This is a genomic window from Streptomyces ossamyceticus (genome assembly GCF_001418475.1).
In the GTDB taxonomy this organism is placed as follows: domain Bacteria; phylum Actinomycetota; class Actinomycetes; order Streptomycetales; family Streptomycetaceae; genus Streptomyces; species Streptomyces ossamyceticus.
Map to the genome: position 1 here is coordinate 23,821 of NZ_LIQX01000046.1, position 16,605 is coordinate 40,425.

Genomic DNA, 16,605 nt, shown 5'->3' on the forward strand with positions numbered 1-16,605 from the left:
CGGCAGCCGGAGGCACCGGGCCCGCCGTCTCACCGGCCGCGCAGCGCCTCGATGACGCGGGCGAACGCCTCCATGTTCGGCTCCAGGACCGTGAGATACGTGAAGCCGTACCGTTTCCGATGCGCCAGTACCTGGTCGACGATCTCGTCCAGCGTCCCCACGAGGACCAGGGGCAGCCGCAGGACCTGCTCCTCGCTCAGATGCGGGATGTGCCCGAGCCACGGCCGGACGGCGGCGCCGCGGTCCTCGGTGAACTCCACGATCTGGATCAGCAGATTGAGCTCGGCCGGCTCCTCCCGGCCGGAGGCGAACTCGCGGTACCGGCCGACCCGTTCGTCCAGCTCCTCCGCCGTCAGCGCCTCCAGCGTGCCGCCCGCCCCCGGCCGGGCGCCCGTGAACGCCGCGATATCCGCGTGCTCGGCGGTGACCCTCAGCATCCGGTCGCCGTTGGCGCCGACGAGCAGCGGTACGGTCCGCTGGGCGGGGCGCGGTTGATGCTCCTCCGAGGCAAGGAGCCGCCGTAACTCCGCGATCGTCCGGGCGAGATGGTCGACGCGCTCGCGCGGCGACCCCCACGGCAGGCCCGCTCTCTCGTGCTCGGCCGGGACGTACCCGGTGCCGAGCCCCAGTTCCAGGCGTCCGTCGGTCAGCGCGTCCGTGGTGGCCACCTCGCGGGCCAGGAGCGCCGGGTTCCAGAAGCCCGCGTTGAGCACGAACGTGCCGACCCGCGGCCGTTCGGTCGCCTCCGCCGCCGCGACCAGCGCCGGGAACGGGGCCGGCATGCCCAGATGGTCGGGGACCAGGATCACGTCGAAGCCGAGCCGCTCGGCCCTGCGGCACTTCGCGCGCCACTCCTCGGCCGAGGTCGGATTGAGCAGATTGACTCCGAAACGGAACGGGCGCGGCATGAACTCTCCTCACCGACAGGGGATTTGAGCCTGTGTGTCCCGGCGAGTACACCACCCGGGCGCGCTCGCTGCCAGCACGCCCGGTCCGCGGGCCCCCGCACGCTCGGGCCGCGGCATCAGCTCGCCCGTCCCCGGGCCCCCGGATGGTCACTCGTGCGCGATCGCCGCCAGCACATTCATGCGCGACGCCCGCAGCGCCGGCAGCAGGGCGGCCACCACACCGACCACCGCCGAGCCGATCACCACGGCGACGACCGTGCCCCACGGGATCGCCAGCGCCTTCATGCCCTGGAGAGCCAGCACCTGCTGCACGCACACCCCCCACACCAGTCCCAGCGCCAGCCCGAGGACCGCGCCGAACACGGCGATCACCACCGACTCCAGCCGGATCATCCGCCGCAGCTGCCGCCGGCCCAGCCCGATCGCGCGCAACAGCCCGATCTCCCGGGTGCGCTCGACCACCGACAGGGCGAGGGTGTTCACCACGCCGAGTACGGCGATCACGATCGCCAGGCCGAGCAGCGCGTACACCAGGTACAGCAGCACGGCGATCTGGCCGCGGACCAGCTCCTTGTAGTCGGCCTGGTCCCGCACCTGCACCTGGGGGTACGCGTCCAGCGTCCGCTCCAGGTTCGCGCGCAGTTCGTCGGCGCCGACCCCGGAGGCGGCGTTCACATACAGCGCCGAGTCCTGGCCGTCCGGCACGTACCGCTCGACGGTGCCCGTCCCGAAGAAGAGGCCGCCCTGCATCCCGAAGCCGTCGGCGGTGTCCTGGTCGGTGAGCGCGGCGACCTTCAGCTCGGCGTCCTTCCCGCCCGGGAACCGCACCGGGACCGTGTCGCCGAGCGTCACGTCGTGCTCGCGGGCGAAGTTCACGTCCATGCCGAGGGCGCCGTCGGTGAGCGCGGCGGCGCTGTCGCCCTCGGCGTAGGTGACGTTCGCGACCTCGTCGAGCCGAGGGTCGTAGGCGGCGGCGGTGGTCTCGACCCGCTTGCCGTCCGGCAGCCGCACGGCGACCGGCGCGAACCGCTGCCGTACGACGAGGCCGGCGCCCTCGGTGTCGCGGACCTTGTCGGTGACCTCCTGGGGGAACGGCAGGAAGTTCTGGTTCTGGACGACGAAGTCCGCGCCCAGTGTCTTGTCGATCTCGTTGTCGAACGATTTGGTCATCGACGCGCTCGCCACGGACATCCCGGCGACCAGCGCGAGCCCCACCATCAGCGCGGCGGCCGTGGCTCCCGTACGGCGCGGGTTGCGCAGGGCGTTGCGCTGGCTCATCCGGCCGACGGAGCCGAACAGTGCCGGGAACGCGCCGCCGAGGACCCGGATCACGGGCCGTACCAGGAGCGGGCCCGCGATGACGGTCGCGATGAGGGTGAGGACGACACCGAGGCCGAGGAGCGAGGCCGCCGAGCCGGTGTCCGACGACAGCGCGCACCCGACGAGCGCGGCGGCGCCGGCCGCGCCGACGACCCCGCCGACCAACGCCCGCGTCCGCAGCGGCCGACCCGCCCCGGCGATCTCCGCGTCCGTGAGCGCCGCCATCGGCGACACGGTCGCCGCGCGCCGCGCCGGCAGGTACGCCGCCACGAACGTCACTCCGAGCCCGACGACGTACGCCGCGATCGGCGTCCCCACGCCGACGGCCATCTCGGTGGACTTGAGGTTCATCCCGAAGGCGCCCATGAGCTCGATCAGCCCGAAGGCCAGCCCGATGCCCGCGGCGAGGCCGAGCGTCGACCCGACGAGGCCGAGGAGCGCCGCCTCGGCGAGCACGGACCGGCGAACCTGCCGCCGGTCGGCACCGAGGGCGCGCAGCAGGCCCAGCTCACGCGTGCGCTGTGCGATGAGCATCGAGAAGGTGTTGACGATGAGGAACACCCCGACGAGCGTCGCGATGCCCGCGAAGCCCAGCATCACGTACTTGATGACGTCGAGGAACCCGCCCAGCGAGGCGGCCGCCGAATCGGCCTGCTCGTCGGCGGTCTGGTACTCGTAGGTGCCCGGCCCGAGCGCGGCGGCGATCCGTTCCTTCAGCCGGGCGTCGCCGACACCGGGGTCCGCGGTCACCGAGATGCCCGTGGCGGCGTCCGGGTCGCCCAGCAGCCGGGACTGCGCGGTCGGGGTGTCGAGGAAGACCAGCGCGGCGCCGGGGTTCGTGGTGGTGAAGGTGGCGATGCCGACGATCTTGACCTTGAAGGAGCCGGGTGCGGCGAGCACGGTGAGCGTGTCGCCGATCGCCACGTCCTTCTTCTTCGCGGTGTCGGCGTCCAGCAGCGCCTGACCGGGGCCCTTGGGGGGGTGCCCGCTGGTCAGCTCCACGGGGCTGCGGTCGGTGAGGTACCAGTTGGTCGCGATGGTGGGGGCGCCGGTCGTGGGGCCCACCGACTCGTTGTCCCGGTCGACGACGGTGATGTTCTCCACGGCCGCGTCGACATGGGTGTCCGCGACGCCGTCGACCTTCGCGACCCGCTCGGCGAGCGAGGCGGGCACGGTGTCCACGGCCCCGGACGGCATCTGACCCCCCAGGTCGTCGTCCTTCGGGCCGACGGTGACATCGGCCGAGGTGGAGGCGAAGAGTCGGTCGAAGGTACGGGTGACCGTGTCCGAGAAGATCAGACTGCCCGAGACGAACGCCACGGACAGGACGACGGCCAGCGCCGAGAGCACCAGCCGCCCCTTGTGCGCCAGGAAACTCCGCAGGGTCGCCTTCAGCACGGTCTCAGTCCTTGTCGAGGTCGGTGGGCCCGGTGGTGCGCGCGTCGGCGGGGGCGCCCACCCCGTCGGTCGTGGCGCGCGGGTCGAGCGCGGAGGGCTGGGCGCCGCTTCCGCTGAACAGGCGCATCCGTTCGAGGACCGCCTCGGCCGTGGGGTGCTCCATCCGGTCCACGATCCGTCCGTCGGCGAGATACAGCACCAGGTCGGAGTGGGCGGCGGCCCCGGGGTCGTGGGTGACCATGACGACGGTCTGCCCCAGCTGGTCGACGGCCTCGCGCAGGAACCCCAGCACCTCCAGGCCGGCCCGCGAGTCGAGGTTGCCGGTCGGCTCGTCGGCGAAGATCAGCTCGGGCCGGGACGCGAGGGCGCGGGCGCAGGCGACCCGCTGCTGCTGGCCGCCGGACAGCTGGGACGGCCGGTGCCGCAGCCGGTTGCGCAGTCCGAGCGTGTCGATGACCTGGTCCAGCCACTTCTCGTCGGGTTTCCGGCCCGCGATGTCCATCGGCAGGGTGATGTTCTCGGCCGCGTTCAGCGTCGGGATCAGATTGAACGACTGGAACATGAAGCCGATGCGGTCCCGGCGCAGCCGGGTCAGCTCCCGGTCCTTCAGAGCGGTGATCTCGGTGTCCCCGAGCCACACCTGCCCGGCGGACACGGTGTCGAGCCCGGCCAGACAGTGCATCAGCGTGGACTTCCCCGAGCCCGAAGGGCCCATCACCGCGGTGAAACGGCCGCGCGTGATGTCCACGTCGACCGAGTCGAGGGCGAGCACCGCCGTCTCGCCCGAGCCGTACGCCTTCGTCAGGCCCCGGGCGCGGGCGGCGACACCGTCGGCTTCCGCGCGGCCGAGGGAGTGCTCAGCGGCAGCAGTGGACAAAACGGCCTCCCTGCTCGAACGAGTTCGCATTCCGGGCGTTCCCGGACGAGCCTAATGTGATCCAGTCCACACCGGGTATCCCCCCGAAGTCCGAGGCGGCCTCCGTCGCAGGTCGGGCACCGGATGTCGGTGTAAGGGACATGAGTGTCGCGCCCCTACGGGGTGCGGCGGCCACTGCTCGCGACGTGGAAGCGTGCTCGGTCGGTATATGGGCCCCTTGCCGTGCTAGCACTCCGGCGCTAGCGTCGAGGCATGGCCAAGACCCAGCTGAACGTACGGGTGGACGAGGACACGGCGCGAGCCGCCCGGGAGCGAGCCCTGGAGCGCGGGATGAGTGTCAACCGGTACATCGAGGAGCTGGTCAGACAGGACACCGGAGAGGTGGGCCACACCTTCGTGGAGTCCGCGGCCGATTTCATGAAGCAGTACGAGGCGGTCTTCGCCGAGGAGTTCGACGGCGCCCCCGTCCCGACGACGTCGAAAGCGACGGGGGAACCCGGGGGCGGGCGCGAGGGACGTCACTGATCCCTTGAGCCAGCTCAGAATCGACCTCGCCTGGCTGCTGATGGTCGCCGAACAGAAGACGCCCGGAGATCCCCAGGTCAGCGACTGGGGCGCCCTCGTCGCGGCCGTCGCCCGGCACGACGCGCAGATCTTCGACGTCCCCGTCTACGACACCCCGCACGCCCGCGCCGCCTCCCTCCTGCAACTCCTGATGCACGTCCCCGCCCTGGAGCGCTCCAACGCGCTGTTCGCCTCCGCCGTCGCCTACGGCTACCTCGTCGCCAGCGGAGTCAAGGTCGTCACCTCGGCCGAGCAGGTGCGCGAACTGGCCAGACTCGTCAAGAGCGGCGAGGTCACGGTGCAGGACATCGCCCAGGAACTGCGCCAGTGGAGCCGGTGAACGACGACCGCCCGCGGCCTCGCCGGGCCGACAGGACAGACGGCCCCTAGTCCGCGACCTCCTCGTCTAGGCCGGAGCGCCGGGCCCGGCCCAGGACGTGGTGGGAGCTGGGCAGGCGCGGGCCCCGCGGCGGCAGCGACAGCTCCTTGACCGACTCGATCTCGAAGGCCGCGGCCTCGATCGCGCCCATCGGGTCGCGGGACACGTGGCAGCCGCCGAACAGCAGGGGCCACACCGTGTGGTCCAGCGCCCGCCGGGTCGTGCGCATCACCCGGCCGCCGCCCCCGCCGTGCTCGAAGAACCGCAGCTCACCGCCGGGACGCAGCACCCGCCGGATCTCCCGCAGCGCACGCTCCACATCCCGCACGCTGCACAGGACCAACGACACGACGGCCGCGTCGAACGCCTCGCTCTTGACCGGCAGGGCCTCCGCCGCGCCCGGCACGACATCCACCGGGACATCGGCACGCAGGGCCGCCTCCAGGGCCAACTTCCGCAGGGAGCGCTCCGGTTCGATCGCCACGACCTCCGCGACCGTACGCGGGTAGTGCGCGAAGTTCAGACCGTTGCCGGCGCCGATCTCGATGACCCGCCCCGAGAGCCCGGCGAGCAGCTCGTCGCGCAACGGACCCACCATCGGCTCCGCCGACACGCTCAGCCGGGCGTAGAACCGGGCGAACAGGGGGTGGCGCACGGTGTCCTTGCCGGCACGGACCATGACGGGCCTCCCGAGGAGGACGACAGATACCCGGATTGTCCCCCGTCGGGCACCGGCTCACCCGTCCCGCGCCGAGCAACGGACACGACGGCGCCCGCCGCGCGGCCCTGGGGAGACGGTCGCGCGACGGGCGCCGGTCGTACGGCGGGCGGTGTTCCGAGGTGCCGCGAGGTCAGGCGATGAAGTTCCGCACCTGCTCGTAAACGCGGTGGTCGTTGTTCATCTCGTCGTGCGAGACACAGCCGACCTCGACGTTCGTGGCCCCGTTCAGGATCGCGGTGGTGTCCGGGGTGAGCGCGTCGTCGCAGTTCGACCAGTAGCTGGCGTACGACACACCGCCCGGTGTCTCGTCACCGGAGTTGAGCGAGGTCAGGAACGAGCTGCCGGTGTACATCTCGGCACACGAGGTGTACAGCCAGCGGCACCAACCCGCCACGGTCGTCCCGTGGTTGACACCCGCCGTGGAGACGAAGTCGTCGACGTACGCCGTCCCGCCGAGGTTCTTCAGGTAGTAGCGGGAACTGAGCGCGCCCATCGAGTGGACGACCACGTCGACCTTGGAGGCGCCCGTCGAGGCGAGCACGCTCTGGATCTTCGTCTTCAGCTGCGCGGCCGTCGTGGCGTTCGACTGGCCCCAGTCGTACGACCAGGAGTGCAGCTCCGAGGCGGTGTAACCGTCCGCCTTGAAGTACGCGATCCAGTCGTCCCAGCTGCTGGACGAACTGCTCAGACCGTGCACGAAGACGACCGGGTTGTGGGTCGCGGCCCGAGCGGGGGCCGCGGAGAAGGTGAGGGACAGCAGGAGCGTGCTGGTCACGGTCGCGAGGGCCGTGGCGATACGGCGCATGCGGCGATGCATGGAGCCTCCTGAAACGGGTGGGGTTCGTCAGGAGTGTCAGCGGGGTCTACGCGCGCCGCATCGGTGAAATCGCCGGTCTTTACTGGTCGGTTAACTCGCAAGTAACGTGATGAGTGTGGTGACTCCGGTGAACCCCCCACGACTTCCGCATCGCTCGCCACCGCCCCCCAGGACCGCGCGGCCGAGCCCGGACACGGCATCGGCCGCCGCGCCGACGCCCCCCGAAGGCGTGCCCGCGCCGCCCCGAGGCGGCCCGTCCGCGCCGGGCCGGGGCGCCGATTCAGCCGCGTCCGGCCAGCGCGCCGCCGGCCCCTCCGCGTCCGGCCCGGCCGAGCGGGGCGTGCCCGCGCCCGCGCTGTCCGAAGGCGTGCGCGTACGTCTGCTGCACGCCGCCCACGGCGATCCGCGCGCCGCCGCCGAACTCGCCGCCGCCCTGACCCCGCGCCAGGCCATCGGGCTCGACCCGCTGCCCGCCGAGCCGTTCACGCTCGCCCCCGCGCTGCTGCGGGCTCACCGGCGGGACATCAGGGCCCTGCCCGACGACACCCGCTTCCTGCTGCTCCTCGCCGCGGCCGACCAGTACCCGATCCCGACCCACGCCTACGAGCGGGCCGTCACGGCCGCCGGACTCGACACCCGGCCCCTCGACGCGGCCGAGGCGGCGGGCATCGCGGACGCCACGGCCCAGGGCGTCGTCTTCCGGGACGCCTGGACCCGTGTCGCCGTCTACGAGTCCGCCTCCACGGCCGACCGCCGCACGGCCCACCGCCTCCTCGCCGGAGTCCTCAGCGGCGAGGGCGAGAGACCCAGACGCTCCTGGCACCGGGCCGCCGCCGCCCTCGGCCCGAGCCGCCGACTCGCCGCCGAACTCCGGCTCGCGGCGAAGGTGGCACGTGCCATCGGGGAGCCCGCGCTGGCCTCCGCCCTCGCCGAACGCGCCGCCGGCCTCACCCCCGACCCCGCCGAACGCATGCCCCTGCTCACGCGGGCGGCGGCGGAGGCCTGGCAGTCGGGCGACGGAGACCGGGCCCGCCGGCTCGTCGCCGCCACCGACGACGACGCCCTCGCCGGCCTCCTGGCCCTCCGCTCCGGCAACGCCTCCGAGGCCTTCGACGCCCTGCTCACCGCCACGGTCCGGCACGGCGGCGGCCACGCCCCGGACACGGCTGCCCATCTGTTGGCACGAGCCACCGAGGCCGCCATCTACACCGGGGACCTGCGCCGCTGCCGGGAGGCCGCCGCGGTCGCCGACCGGCTCGGCATCCTGCCGCCGAGCACCCTCGGCGCACTGGCCGCCGCGTTCGAGGGACGCTACGACGACGCCCGTGACGTCCTCGAAGCCGCGGCGGGTCGTTGCGGCCCCGGCGGTGACCCCACCGGCCTGATCCACGCCGGGATCGCCGCCCTGCTCCTCGGCGACCACACCCGCGCGTTCACCGCCACCGCCCGCGCCGCCGCCTCCGCACGCGCCAGGGGCGAGACGGTGACCGTGCCGCAGGCCATGGAGTTCCGGGCGTACGCCGAGTTCTGGACCGGACGCCCCAGGGCCGCCGAGGCCGCCGCCGTGGAGGCCCTGCGGCAGGCGTACGCCACCGGGCAGGACAACGGGGCCTGCCATCTCCAGGCGGCCCTCGCGATGTTCGCGGCCGTCACCGGGGACGAGCAGGTGTGCCGGGAGCGCGCCGAGTCCGCCCGCGCCCACGCGCTGGAACGGGGCCTCGGACTCCCGGCCGCGCTCGCCATGTACGCCCTCGCCTTCCTCGACCTCGCCGCCGGCCGCTACGCCGCGTCGGCGGCCCGTCTGCGCGCACTCGCAGGGTTCGGCCCCGGGCACGGGCACCGGGCCATCCGTCACCTCGCCACCCCGCACTACGTCGAGGCCGCCGTCCGCACCGGCGACACCCGCGTGGCCCGCGCCGCGCACGCCGACTACGACCACTGGGCCCGCACCGTCCGCAGCGCCGACGACCTCGCCCTCAGCGCCCGCTGCCGGGCGCTGCTCGCGACGGGGGAGGAGGCCGTGGAGCACTACCGCGCCGCGCTCGACCTGCACGCCTCCGGCACCCGTGACTTCGAACGGGCCCGCACGGAACTGCTGTTCGGCAGCGCGCTGCGGCGGCTCCGCAACCGCACCGAGGCGCGCGACCGGCTGCACAGCGCGCTGGAGGCCTTCGACCACTTCGGCTCGCCCCACTGCGCCGACCAGGCCCGCGGCGAGCTCCGCGCCCTCGGCGAGCGGGCCCCCGCCGCTCCGGGCCCCGACGATCTCACCGGCCGGCTCACGGCCCAGCAACTGACCATCGCCCGCATGGCCGCGGACGGCGCCACGAACCGGGAGATCGCCGCCCGCCTCCTCCTCAGCCCCCGCACGATCGACCACCACCTCCGCGGCGTCTTCGCCCGCCTGGGCATCAGATCCCGCATCGAACTGGTCCGCCTGCTGGGAGAAGCGGAAAGCTGAGCGCGGCGGGCACGGTGCCGGAACCCGACAACCCGCCGTCCTGCGCTCCCCCGGACACGTGTGCTGTCACCGCTGCGGGCAGTCGTTCCGCAGTGCGGAACGGGTGGGCACCGCCCACGATGCCGGGGGCCCCGTCCTGAGGGCCGCTACACGGCCTCCCGCGCCGCGAAGGCCCCCGCGTCCCACGCGCCGCCCAGCGTCGGGGCCAGCCAACCGCCCGCCCGCGCCCGGAACTCCGCCGGTTCCAGCGCGCCCGCGCCCTGCGGCACCGCCCCCAGCAGCGGCGCTCCCGCCACCACCGGCAGGTCCGCCACATTGCAACGGGACGCCAGATCCGGGGCCGTGGGCCAGCTGCCGATGACGACACCCGTCAGTCCCACCTCCCGCGCGGCGAGTTCGCGGGCCGTCAGCTCGGTCGTGTTGAGCGTGCCCAGCCCGGCCGAGGCCACCAGCAGCACCGGCGCGCCCAGCAGCCGCGCCGTGTCCGCCAGCGTGCCGCCCGCCTCGTCGAAGCGGACCAGGAGGCCGCCCGCGCCCTCGACCAGGACCAGGTCGTGGTCGGTCGTGAGCTTCGCCGCCGCCTCGGCGACGTCCTCGGGGTGGACCGGGGTGAGCCCGGACCGCCGGGCGGCGGTCGCGGGAGCCAGCGGCTCCGGATAGCGGGCGAGTTCGTGCGCGGCGACGGTGTCCCCGGCGAGCCGTACCACCTCGTCCGCGTCGCCGCGCTCGTCCGGCCGTACCCCGGTCTGCGCGGGCTTGAGCACCGCCACGGACCGGCCGGCGGCCGCCGCCACCGCGGCGACGGCCGCCGTGACGACCGTCTTGCCGACCTCCGTGCCCGTTCCCGTCACCACCAGGATCGCCATGTCATCCCTCCCGTGCCGCCGCGCACACCGCGCGCGCGATCCGTGCCACGTCCTCGTCACCGGTGACGTACGGCGGCATCGTGTAAACGAGGTCGCGGAACGGCCGCAGCCACACGCCCTCGCGCACCGCGGCCTCCGTCGCCGCCTTCATGTCCACCTCGTGGTCGAGCTGGACGACACCGATGGCGCCGAGGACCCGGACGTCCTTCACCCCCGGCACGTCGAGCACCGGGGCCAACCCCTCCCGCAGTCCCGCCTCGATCCGCCGGACCTCCGCGAGCCAGTCCTGCCCCAGCAGCAGTTCGATCGAGGCGAGCGCCACGGACGCGGCCAGCGGATTGCCCATGAACGTCGGCCCGTGGGCGAGGACGGGCACCTCGCCCCGCGAGATCCCGTCGGCCACCCGCGCCGTGCACAGCGTCGCGGCCATCGTCAGATAACCGCCGGTCAGCGCCTTCCCCACGCACATCACATCCGGTGTCACCGCCGCGTGCTCCGCCGCGAACAGCGCGCCCGTCCGGCCGAACCCGGTCGCGATCTCGTCGAACACCAGCAGCACGTCGTGCGCGTCGCACGCCTCGCGCAGCACCCGCAGATACGCGGGGGAGTGGAACCGCATCCCGCCCGCGCCCTGCACCACCGGCTCCACGATCACGGCGGCCAGTTCGTCGGCGTGCCGCTCGACCGCCGAGCGCAACCGTTCCGCGTACGCCTCGTCGTACTCCGCCGGCGGCGCCTCGACGAACACCTGCCGCGGCAGCACGCCCTGCCACAGCTCGTGCATCCCACCGTCGGGGTCGCACACCGACATGGGCTGCCAGGTGTCGCCGTGGTAGCCGCCGCGCCAGGTGAGCAGGCGCTGCTTGCCGGGGCGGCCGAGCGAACGCCAGTACTGAAGGCACATCTTGACGGCGACCTCGACCGACACCGAACCCGAGTCGGCGAGGAACACATGCTCCAGACCGTCGGGCGACATGTCGACAAGGCGCTTCGCCAGCCGAACGGCGGGCTCGTGGGTGAGCCCGCCGAACATCACATGGCTCATCCGGTCGAGCTGCTCGCGCGCGGCCTCGTTGAGCACCGGGTGGTTGTAGCCGTGGATGGCCGACCACCAGGACGACATGCCGTCGACGAGTTCGCCCGAGCCGTCGGCGAGCCGCAGCCGGACCCCGCTCGCCGACTCCACGACGAGCGGCTCGACCCGGCCCGGCATCGGACCGTACGGATGCCACACATGCCGTCGGTCGAGGTCCAGCAACTCGGCCACGCTCAGGTCGGGCGCCTCAGGCATTGGGCGCGAGATCCGTTCCCGCACCCCGACGGCGCACGGCGACGAGGTCCGTCCGGGCCTCGCCCGTCTGCGGGGTCGCCGTGGAGGAGGAGGTGGCCGCGGCAGCCGCGGAACCGCAGACGCCGCCCCCCTCGTGCGACCCGCACCCGCCACCGCTGTCGTGGGACCCGCAGCCACCGCCGCCCTCGTGGGTACCGCACCCGGCGCTCTCGTGGGACCCGCAGCCGCCCCCGGCCGCCCGGTGCTCCGGCAGCGTGACCTGGTCGGCGCCCTCCACCTCGAACCCGGCGTCCGCGATCATCTCCAGGTCGGCCTTGCCGGCCTGGCCCTCGCTGGTGAGGTAGTCGCCGAGGAAGATCGAGTTGGCCAGGTGCAGCGCGAGCGGCTGCATCGTCCGCAGATGCACCTCGCGGCCACCGGCGATGCGCACCTCGACGTCCGGGCAGACGAACCGCACCATGGCGAGGATCCGCAGGCACCGCTGCGGCGTGAGGTTCCACTCCTTCGCCAGCGGGGTGCCCTCGAACGGGATCAGGAAGTTGACCGGCACCGAGTCCGGGTCGAGTTCGCGCAGCGAGAAGACGACGTCGACGAGGTCCTCGTCGGTCTCGCCCATGCCCGCGATCAGACCGGAGCACGCCGACAGACCCGCCGCGTGCGCCTTCTGCACGGTGTCCACCCGATCGGCGTACGTGTGGGTGGTCGTGATCTCCCCGTACGTCGACTCCGACGTGTTGAGGTTGTGGTTGTACGCGTCCGCGCCAGCCTCGCGCAGCCGTTCGGCCTGACCGTCGGAGAGCAGACCCAGACAGGCGCACACCTCGACGCCCTCGTTCTCCTCCTTGATGGCCTTGATGGTGCCCGCGACCCGGTCGACGTCACGGTCCGTCGGGCCGCGCCCGGACGCCACCAGACACACCCGCTTGGCACCGCCGGCGAGACCGGCCGCGGCGGCCTTCGACGCCTCGTCGGGCTTCAGCCAGGTGTACTTGAGGATCCCGGCCGTCGAGCCGAGCCGCTGGGAGCAGTACGAGCAGTCCTCGGGACACAGCCCGGACTTCAGGTTGACGAGATAGTTCAGTTTCACCCGTCGCCCGAACCAGTGCCTGCGCACCTTTCCGGCCGCGGCCACCACGTCGAGCAGGTCGTCGTCGGAGGTGCCGAGGACGGCGAGCGCCTCGGCACGGCTCAGCGGCTCGCGCCGGAGCCCCTTGTCCACCAGCGTGTTCAGCAGGTCCATGAGAGCCGATCCTGTCCTACCGGACCGCTCCCGGCCAAGGAGACTTCGGACAACAGAGTCGGATCGACGTGTGGGTATCGCCACATCGTGGGCGACCGGCCGTCCCGTTAGTGTCTGTGCACTGCCTACAAAAGCCCCTGCCGCGCTGCCCGATGACAGCACCGGCACCGAGGGCTGCCCACGCGACCCCCGGAGGACTCATGGCGTTCGGCTGGATCGACGAGCAGGCGTCGGCGCGCCGCCGCGCCGGGCTCGTACGGACCCTGCGCCCCCGCCCCGCCGACTCGCCCCTGCTCGACCTCGCGAGCAACGACTATCTGGGGCTGGCCCACCACCCCGAGATCATCGAGGGCGCGGCCGAGGCGGCACGCACCTGGGGTGGCGGGGCGACCGGCTCCCGGCTCGTCACCGGCACCACCGAACTCCACGGCGAGCTGGAGCGCGAACTGGCCGCCTTCTGCGGCTTCGAGGCCGCCCTCGTCTTCTCCTCCGGCTACGCCGCCAACCTCGCCGCCGTCACCGCGCTCGCCCCGCACGGCTCGCTGGTCGTGTCCGACGCGGGCAACCACGCCTCCCTCATCGACGGCTGCCGGCTGGCCCGCGGGACCACCCAGGTCGTCGAGCACGCCGACCCGGAGGCGGTCCGCAAGGCGCTCGGCACGGCCAAGGGGCCCGCGATCGCGGTCTCCGACACCGTGTTCTCGGTGGACGGCGACGCCGCCCCGCTGGCCGGACTGGCCGCCGCGTGCCGCGCGTACGGCGCCGGGCTCGTCGTGGACGACGCCCACGGGCTCGGTGTCCTCGGCGACGGCGGCCGGGGAGCGCCGTACGCGGCGGGGCTGGCGGGCGCCCCCAATGTCGTCGTGACGGTCACCCTGTCGAAGTCGCTGGGCAGCCAGGGCGGTGCCGTCCTCGGACCGGCGAAGGTCATCGACCACCTGGTCAACGCGGCCCGCACGTTCATCTTCGACACGGGGCTCGCCCCGGCGGCGACGGGCGCCGCCCTCGCCGCGCTCAGGCTGCTGCGCCGTGAGCCGGAGCGGGCCGCGCGGGCCCGTGAGGTGGCGAGGGCGCTGCACACACGGCTGACGGCGTCGGGCCATGAAGCGGTGCGGCCCGACGCCGCCGTGGTGTCCGTACGGGCGCCGTCTCCGGATCAGGCGGTGCGGTGGGCGGCGGACTGCCGGGAGGCGGGTCTCGCCGTCGGCTGCTTCCGCCCGCCGTCGGTGCCCGACGGCATCTCGAGGCTGCGGTTGACCGCCCGGGCGGATCTCACCGAGGGGCAGATCGACCGAGCCGTGGGAATCATCGGCGATACGCGACCGTGAGTCGGCGTCGCGGCCGTGCGTCGCCAGAAGCGGAACCTGTGGTGCGGTCGGTGGTGCTCACCGAAGCGTGGTGACGAATCCCTCCCATGCCTCGGGGGTGAACAGCAGGGCGGGCCCCGCCGTGTTCTTCGAGTCGCGCACGGCCACCAGTCCGGCCAGTCGGCCGGACCCGGGACGGGCCGTTTCCACACAGTTGTTCATCCCAGTGCTGCGGCTGCTGCGCAGCCATCGCACACCGCGTAGGGCGGTACTGGTGGGTACGTTCCGAGGCAGAGCTGACATGGCGCCTCCTTACGCGCCGGAAGCTGGCCCTGAGCCAGTCCGGCGATGTAATCCAACGAGTCCTCGGGCGAAAGGGCGTGGATCTGAAGGGTGTTGAAGGCCTCGACATAAGCCCTGAGGTCTTCTTTCCGTTCGAGGTAGAGGCTACTCGTCAAGTGGTCGAGAACAACCACGTCCAGATCGGATGTGCTTTGAAAGGAGAAAATTACGAAAGGACCGGTGATGCCGATGTGCGCCCCGGCAGTGAACGGCAGCACCTGGAGTCTCACTTGAGGCAGACGCGCCGCCTCGACCAACCGCTCCAGCTGACGGGCCATGACCTCGGGTCCGCCCACCTCACGCCGTAGAACACCCTCGTCGAGCACGGCGCTCAGCTCCATCGGGGGACGTCCGCGCAGCACGTCCTGCCGTGCGAGCCGCACTTCCACGAGCGCGTCGATTTTGTCGTCTTCCAGCCCCTCCACCGCGGCCCGCGTCACCGCCCGCGCGTACTCGGGGATCTGCAGCAGGCCCGGCACGACCGAGGTCTCCAGGGTACGCATCCCGCTCGCCTGCGACTCCAGACTGATGAAGTCCCGGTACGTCGGCGGCAGCACCCCTCGGTACGCGTGCCACCAGTTGTGCCGTCCGCCTCCGTCCTCGGAGCCCGCCAGCGCCATCAGCAGTTCCCGTAACTCGGCGTCGTCGACCGCGTAGGCGTCCAGCAGTCGGTGGACGTCCGCGGGTTTCACCCCGCTGGCGCCCGTCTCGATGCGGCTCACCTTCGACTGGTGCCAGCCCACGAGACGGGCGGCCTCGATGCTGGTGATGCCGACGCGGGTGCGCAGGAGGCGCAACTCGGCGCCGAGCTTGCGGCGGCGCACCGCCGGACCGTATTGCATGGATGTCTCCTTCCGCCCGGCGCGCGAAGTCGGGTGACGGGAGAGGATGGCCCGAAGGCCCCCTCGAATACGGTCGACCGTCGGAGAGTTCACCGCTTCGAGCGACAGATATATGCATATCTTGGTGGATCACCACGCGTGACGGCCCAGGTAGTGGCACTCTGGCGCGAAGCACCAGTCCGGGACCGTACTCGAATCATCCGCTCCCAGTCGGACATCGGTCCCGTGGGAAAGGGACGCACCGCCATGGCAGATCACCAGGAAGCATCCGTCACTCTGCCGAGCGATCCCGCCTCGGTGTCCGCGGCCCGGAGATACGTCGCCACCGTGCTGGCCGAATGGGGCCTGCCGAGCGACACGGACATCGCGGACACCGTGCGCCTGATCGTGTCCGAACTCGCGACCAACGCCGTTCAGCACACCTTCGGTCAGTCACCCACGTTCACGGTGGACCTCGTCCTCGACCGTGACGAGCATCTGCGCATCGGCGTCACCGACAGTCATCCGCGTTTCCCGAAACGCCTGCCCGCCGCCGTCCAGCAGGACAACGGGCGGGGCATGGTCATCATCCGCTGGCTGACCGCCGAGTGCGGCGGGCGGCTGAGCGTCGGACCCACGCGGGAGGGCGGCAAGACGGTGGCGATCGAGCTTCCGTGGGCCGTCCCCGTGCAGCCGGTCAGGGCAGGCGGTCCGCAGGAGCCCTGACGGAGTCCCGCCCCTGGGGAGCGGGGACCGTCCCGCCGGGGCGCGGCGCGGTCGACGTGGGGTTCCCGCGGACGGCGCGTCCCACCAGCTTCGGGAGCAGGCCCCACAGCAGCAGACAGCCCACGAGCGTGCCACCGCCGGCGGTGNNNNGCCGAGGCCGGCCAGCCGGGACGAGACCCGGACGATGGTGGGCTTGGCGTTCTGCTGGAACAGTGCGCGGTGCAGGGCGGCCGGGGTGGTGAAGAGGGCCGCCGCGAGGACCGCCAGCAGCAGCGTGGTGACGTACGTGGCGCGCTGGAACGAGTCCAGGTCCGGAAAACGCGGGGTGAAGGCCAGCGTCAGCAGGAACGCGAAGAGGATCTGCACCCCCGTCTGGGTGACCCGCAGCTCCTGCAGCAACTCGGAGAAGTTGCGGTCGGCCCGCTCGAGAGGCGTCTCGTTGCGAGCGGGGCTGATGCGTTCGTCGGCCATGGCTGTACGAGTAACCATCCGGGCCCGTGTCACGCCCGCCGAGGAGGGGGCGAAGGAGGGTTCCGGGGCACTCGGGGAGCGACCTGGGAGCGGCCG

At 72.7% G+C, this 16,605-nt stretch carries 15 protein-coding genes and 1 pseudogene; 5 read left to right on the top strand and 11 right to left on the bottom strand.

The window, feature by feature from the left end; translation table 11 throughout:
• Positions 1-29: 29 nt before the first annotated feature.
• From AOK15_RS04380 to AOK15_RS04390, 3 genes are all read right to left on the bottom strand, one after another.
• On the bottom strand, positions 30-908 hold the full coding sequence (locus AOK15_RS04380) for an LLM class F420-dependent oxidoreductase (protein ID WP_055512935.1): 879 nt from the start codon (positions 906-908) through the stop codon (positions 30-32).
• Between the two features lie 147 nt (positions 909-1,055).
• Positions 1,056-3,626 (bottom strand): ABC transporter permease, encoded by a 2,571-nt coding sequence (locus tag AOK15_RS04385; protein ID WP_055512937.1) that lies wholly within the window; start codon positions 3,624-3,626, stop codon positions 1,056-1,058.
• Positions 3,627-3,630: 4 nt separating this feature from the next.
• Positions 3,631-4,503: an ABC transporter ATP-binding protein gene (locus AOK15_RS04390; protein WP_055512939.1), complete on the bottom strand. Its 873-nt coding sequence runs from the start codon at positions 4,501-4,503 to the stop codon at positions 3,631-3,633.
• A 252-nt stretch (positions 4,504-4,755) separates the two neighbouring features.
• On the opposite strand from AOK15_RS04390, the gene AOK15_RS04395 reads away from it, so the two are divergent.
• Positions 4,756-5,028 (top strand): hypothetical protein, encoded by a 273-nt coding sequence (locus AOK15_RS04395; RefSeq protein ID WP_055512941.1) that lies wholly within the window; start codon positions 4,756-4,758, stop codon positions 5,026-5,028.
• Positions 5,029-5,032: 4 nt separating this feature from the next.
• Positions 5,033-5,407 (top strand): hypothetical protein, encoded by a 375-nt coding sequence (locus AOK15_RS04400; RefSeq protein WP_055512943.1) that lies wholly within the window; start codon positions 5,033-5,035, stop codon positions 5,405-5,407.
• A gap of 46 nt (positions 5,408-5,453) precedes the next feature.
• Here the strand turns inward: AOK15_RS04400 and AOK15_RS04405 are convergent, their stop codons facing one another.
• Together AOK15_RS04405 and AOK15_RS04410 are read right to left on the bottom strand one after the other, a co-directional pair.
• On the bottom strand, positions 5,454-6,125 hold the full coding sequence (locus tag AOK15_RS04405) for a class I SAM-dependent methyltransferase (RefSeq protein WP_055512945.1): 672 nt from the start codon (positions 6,123-6,125) through the stop codon (positions 5,454-5,456).
• Positions 6,126-6,297: 172 nt separating this feature from the next.
• Positions 6,298-6,984, bottom strand: a complete 687-nt coding sequence (locus tag AOK15_RS04410) for an esterase/lipase family protein (protein ID WP_055512946.1) — start codon at positions 6,982-6,984, stop codon at positions 6,298-6,300.
• A gap of 367 nt (positions 6,985-7,351) precedes the next feature.
• On the opposite strand from AOK15_RS04410, the gene AOK15_RS04415 reads away from it, so the two are divergent.
• Positions 7,352-9,445: a helix-turn-helix transcriptional regulator gene (locus AOK15_RS04415; RefSeq protein WP_055512965.1), complete on the top strand. Its 2,094-nt coding sequence runs from the start codon at positions 7,352-7,354 to the stop codon at positions 9,443-9,445.
• Between the two features lie 146 nt (positions 9,446-9,591).
• On the opposite strand, the gene bioD is transcribed toward AOK15_RS04415, so the two are convergent.
• Genes bioD through bioB form a run of 3 tightly spaced genes read right to left on the bottom strand, consistent with a single transcriptional unit; the run spans position 9,592 to position 12,842 of the window.
• A complete protein-coding gene (gene bioD / locus AOK15_RS04420; RefSeq protein ID WP_055512948.1) occupies positions 9,592-10,311 on the bottom strand; it encodes a dethiobiotin synthase in 720 nt (239 codons plus the stop codon).
• A 1-nt stretch (position 10,312) separates the two neighbouring features.
• Positions 10,313-11,602: an adenosylmethionine--8-amino-7-oxononanoate transaminase gene (locus tag AOK15_RS04425; protein ID WP_055512950.1), complete on the bottom strand. Its 1,290-nt coding sequence runs from the start codon at positions 11,600-11,602 to the stop codon at positions 10,313-10,315.
• Positions 11,595-12,842, bottom strand: a complete 1,248-nt coding sequence (gene bioB, locus AOK15_RS04430) for a biotin synthase BioB (RefSeq protein ID WP_055512952.1) — start codon at positions 12,840-12,842, stop codon at positions 11,595-11,597. Before bioB ends, AOK15_RS04425 begins: the two co-directional genes overlap by 8 nt.
• A gap of 200 nt (positions 12,843-13,042) precedes the next feature.
• Here bioB and AOK15_RS04435 point away from each other — a divergent pair, with 200 nt between their 5' ends.
• Entirely contained in the window at positions 13,043-14,170 is a 1,128-nt protein-coding gene (locus AOK15_RS04435; RefSeq protein ID WP_055512954.1) for an 8-amino-7-oxononanoate synthase, read from the top strand.
• A 57-nt stretch (positions 14,171-14,227) separates the two neighbouring features.
• On the opposite strand, the gene AOK15_RS04440 is transcribed toward AOK15_RS04435, so the two are convergent.
• On the bottom strand, positions 14,228-14,452 hold the full coding sequence (locus tag AOK15_RS04440; RefSeq protein ID WP_055512956.1) for a DUF397 domain-containing protein: 225 nt from the start codon (positions 14,450-14,452) through the stop codon (positions 14,228-14,230).
• On the bottom strand, positions 14,368-15,333 hold the full coding sequence (locus tag AOK15_RS04445) for a helix-turn-helix domain-containing protein (RefSeq protein ID WP_055512958.1): 966 nt from the start codon (positions 15,331-15,333) through the stop codon (positions 14,368-14,370). The genes AOK15_RS04440 and AOK15_RS04445 overlap by 85 nt, the downstream gene beginning before the upstream one ends.
• A 246-nt stretch (positions 15,334-15,579) precedes the next feature.
• Between AOK15_RS04445 and AOK15_RS04450 the strand changes: the two genes are divergently transcribed.
• The gene (locus AOK15_RS04450) at positions 15,580-16,038 is read left to right on the top strand and encodes an ATP-binding protein (protein WP_055512959.1); all 459 of its coding nucleotides are present in this window, start codon (positions 15,580-15,582) and stop codon (positions 16,036-16,038) included.
• Between the two features lie 150 nt (positions 16,039-16,188).
• On the opposite strand, the pseudogene AOK15_RS46505 reads toward AOK15_RS04450, so the two are convergent.
• Positions 16,189-16,509, bottom strand: a pseudogene (locus tag AOK15_RS46505) (DUF6328 family protein); the annotation flags it as partial.
• Positions 16,510-16,605 lie beyond the last annotated feature (96 nt).